The organism is Deltaproteobacteria bacterium (assembly GCA_030690165.1).
Classification (GTDB): domain Bacteria; phylum Desulfobacterota; class GWC2-55-46; order UBA9637; family UBA9637; genus JACRNJ01.
The window spans coordinates 1-3,485 of the sequence record JAUYHF010000030.1 but is presented as its reverse complement, the minus strand read 5'-3'; the positions used below and the strand labels follow the sequence as shown (position 1 = coordinate 3,485).

3 protein-coding genes and 1 tRNA gene are annotated in these 3,485 nt (G+C 45.6%); all 4 read left to right on the top strand.

Features of this window, described 5'->3' with window-relative positions; genetic code table 11:
* Nucleotides 1-218: 218 nt before the first annotated feature.
* The 4 genes from Q8P28_05630 to Q8P28_05615 all read left to right on the top strand — a co-directional run bounded on the left by Q8P28_05630 (nt 219) and on the right by Q8P28_05615 (nt 3,258).
* Nucleotides 219-294, top strand: a tRNA-Met gene (locus Q8P28_05630).
* An 18-nt stretch (nt 295-312) separates the two neighbouring features.
* Nucleotides 313-732 (top strand): nucleoside-diphosphate kinase, encoded by a 420-nt coding sequence (gene ndk / locus Q8P28_05625; GenBank protein MDP2682273.1) that lies wholly within the window; start codon nt 313-315, stop codon nt 730-732.
* A 79-nt stretch (nt 733-811) separates the two neighbouring features.
* Nucleotides 812-1,714, top strand: coding sequence for a protoglobin domain-containing protein (locus Q8P28_05620; GenBank protein ID MDP2682272.1), 903 nt, complete (start codon nt 812-814; stop codon nt 1,712-1,714).
* Between the two features lie 218 nt (nt 1,715-1,932).
* Nucleotides 1,933-3,258 (top strand): hypothetical protein, encoded by a 1,326-nt coding sequence (locus tag Q8P28_05615; protein ID MDP2682271.1) that lies wholly within the window; start codon nt 1,933-1,935, stop codon nt 3,256-3,258.
* Nucleotides 3,259-3,485 lie beyond the last annotated feature (227 nt).

Genomic DNA, 3,485 nt, shown 5'->3' with positions numbered 1-3,485 from the left:
TTGACCTCAAACATCATATGGCCAAAATCCGGTTCTGGTGTCGAAACAAACTTGTGGGGGAACAACAGGTCAGGGCCGAAGATATAAAGAAAGTGCACTTTTAAAACTTAAGGCAGTGCACTTTTAAATTTTAGCTAACAGAATAAATCTGCTCCCCGAATATAGTTTTTTATTGACAATATTGTTGTAATCCTTCAAAATTACAAAATCAGAAGCGCGGCGGTGTAGCTCAGGTGGCAGAGCAGGGGTCTCATAAGCCCCTTGTCCGTGGTTCGAGTCCACGCACCGCCACCAAATACATGGGAGGATACAATGCAAAGGACTTTATCAATTGTCAAGCCTGACGGGGTGAATAAAAACCTTATCGGCGAGGTTATTAGGAGGTTTGAAGCCGCCGGTCTTAAGGTTGTCGCCTTAAAGATGATGCGCCTTACAAAAAAGCAGGCAGAGGGCTTTTATGCGGTTCACAGGCAGAGGCCGTTTTTTGACAGCCTTACCGCATTCATGTGTTCAGGGCCTGTAGCGCCGATGGTTCTGGAAGGAAACGACGCGATAAAAAAGGTCAGGGATATAATGGGCGCGACAAACCCAAAAGACGCCCTGCCCGGCTCTATAAGAAAAGACTTTGCGGACTCCATTGAATCAAATATCGTTCACGGCTCTGATGGCCCTGACACAGCGCAGTTTGAGATAGGTTATTTCTTTAACACTCTTGAAATATTTGGAAGATAGGCAGTAGGTTCAAGGCTAAAGCCTTGAGTTACTGTAACTCAAACCTTCAGGTTCGAGAAAATCCAAATGAGGAGTCCAAATGGAATCTATTGAAAAGATAAAGGCGCACTACGATTTCACTTCAGGGGATGCGGCAAACCTGAAGCAGCTTAAGCCTCTGATGGAAAAATATAAAGATGAGTTCCCAGAAGAGTTCTACAATTACATAAAACATTTTGAGGATGCGTCAAAATTTCTTAAAAACGAAGAGGTTATAAAAAAACATCAGGACAGCCTCAAGGAATGGTTTATGCGCCTCTTTTCAGGCGAATACGACGCTCATTACATGAGAGATATTGAACGGATAGGGTTTGCGCATGTAAAAATAGAGCTCCCCGCCCATTATGTGAATGCCGCAATGCATTTTGTAAGATTATACTGTTTGAGGATTCTGGATAAAGAATTTTCTTTAGATGTGCGGGAACGCAGATATTTAAAGGAATCAGTGGATAAGATTTTAGATATCAATCTTGATATCCTTACAAGCTCTTATATAGAGGAGGAGATAAAAACATATTTCCTGTCCGAGAGGGTGGAATCCTATCTAATACAATTTGCCAAAAGATTCGCATACGGCCTGAACCTCACCCTTGTCATTGGCCTTGTGATTATGGGCATAATGGTAGTGGGTCTCTTTGCGTATGATGTAGCGCATATATTCTCCAGCGACATGGAGAAAGGGCTCCTCGGCACACTTGGGGCGCTTTTGATGATGTGGGTTGTCATAGAGCTTGTGGACACAGAGGTAAAGCATCTCATGGGCGGCAAGTTTGCCGTAAAGGTCTTTATAAACGTTGCGCTGGTTGCTGTTATAAGAAAGCTGCTTGTAACCACATTAAAGGCCGAGGCAGAGGCAAGCTACCTGTCAATTATACTTATAGCCGCAATTGCCGTGCTTGGAACAATCTACTATCTGCTGTCAAGGGTGGAAAGAGCGGATTAAACTTTTTTTAATATTTCCCTTGACATGAAAATAAAAATCTGTTAATGTGTATCCAAGATTGCTGATGGCGGCAGTTGAAACAGAGGTGATGAGTGCCTCAAAGAAGGGATAGGTATTCCTTTGATGGGGCATCTTTATATCTACCGGAAACAAAACGCAATCGGTTTCAAATTCTGGGATCTTAAGGTTTCAGAAAAATCCAAAAGGAGGCAATTATTATGAAAAGACTCATCTTAACAACCCTATTGGCATTTGCATTTGGCATAGGGCTCTCATTGCTGACTGCAACGCCGTCAATGGCAGTGCACAAAGGGGCAGGCGACCTGACATGCGGAGCCTGTCATACTATGCACAGTTCTCAAGGCGGAACTTCTACTCCTTCAATGGGCGATCAAGCAGGAGGTTCATTCATCCTGTTGAGGACATCTGTGACCAGCAGGGCGGAGCTTCACAATTTCTGCCTGCAGTGCCACTCTGAAACCGGCGCCCAGGCCGGTGTTGTAAACAATACCGGTGTTTGGGCTACAACCCCTCCTAAGGTTCATTTAGATCCAACAAACAAGTGGAGTGGAGCCAACTTTTCAGATGTTGGCGGAGGCGGCGCATTTAACGGAAGCTATGGTGGTGGTGTATATAGTCCAGACGCAGAGGATCTTGGTGGTGTTTCGCCGGCTACTACTGCACTCGGAAGACAGCACAGCATCGGCGCTTCAACAGTTACCCCTCCAGGCAATAGCACTACCGGTAGCAGCGTAGGCAGCGCAATTACTGCACTGTCATGCACCACATGCCATGACCCGCATGGGACAGCTGTCACAACAGACAATATAAATAAATACAGAAATCTAAAGGCTGGTACCTCTATGCCTGTTGCACAGATGTTAAACAGCTGGTCAAATATGGCTGCTTTTGGCGACCTTGCCACATCATATGTGGGTGGTGTAGGAGGCAGCGCAACCGGGGGCACAGCCCCTACCTTAGCTCGCAATGTATGGCCTGTCTGGAGAAACGCCGGCTCACAGAACTCATACATGACTGCGGTTAATACCACTGTCATAACATTAGGCGGAAGAGCGATAACCACCCAAGATGCTGCCACAAATAATGTTGGCTTCTCTGCATTCTGCGCACAGTGCCACGGCGCATGGCATGAGGCAACATATGCTGTTAGTGCTGGCAACGTAAGCGGCGATGACTGGAAGAGACACCCTGTAAACAACACCCTCGTGGCCACTACTCAACTATCAGGCGCGGGTGTTACTATTGTGGACTTTGCCCATTACAATAATACAGGTGATACATCGCGGGCGCCATTTACAACCAATGATGCCACCAAGCTCCCGGCTGCAAATGCAGGAGGGTTAGCAAGATACTATGCTGACAATGGTAATGATAAGGTATTCTGCCTTAGCTGTCACTTTTCCCACGGCTCGATATACAACGACATTCTGAGATGGAATTATACATCTGCCGTATCAGCAGGCGAGCAGACTGGTAACTCAATAGCCAGCAATGTCGGCTGTCAACAGTGCCACAACAGATAAAAAGACTGTGAACAGTGGACTGTAAGTGAAGTTAAAAAGGGGAAGGGAAACCTTCCCCTTTTTATTTGTTTGCAGCTCAAACCTTATTGGTAATGTATTATTTCTTGTGTCAGAAGCAAGAAAGGGGTATCTCCATGGTAAGCCAATACCAAAACAAAAGGAGGATACCCCATGACTCAAAGAGCCACAATAGAGAATTATGCACAGGCAGTAAGGATAGTCAAGGA

Coding starts and splice junctions, on each gene's coding strand:
- Q8P28_05620 (MDP2682272.1), top strand. CDS start 812: ATGGAATCTATTGAAAAGATAAAGGCGCACTACGATTTCACTTCAGGG.
- Q8P28_05615 (MDP2682271.1), top strand. CDS start 1,933: ATGAAAAGACTCATCTTAACAACCCTATTGGCATTTGCATTTGGCATA.
- ndk (MDP2682273.1), top strand. CDS start 313: ATGCAAAGGACTTTATCAATTGTCAAGCCTGACGGGGTGAATAAAAAC.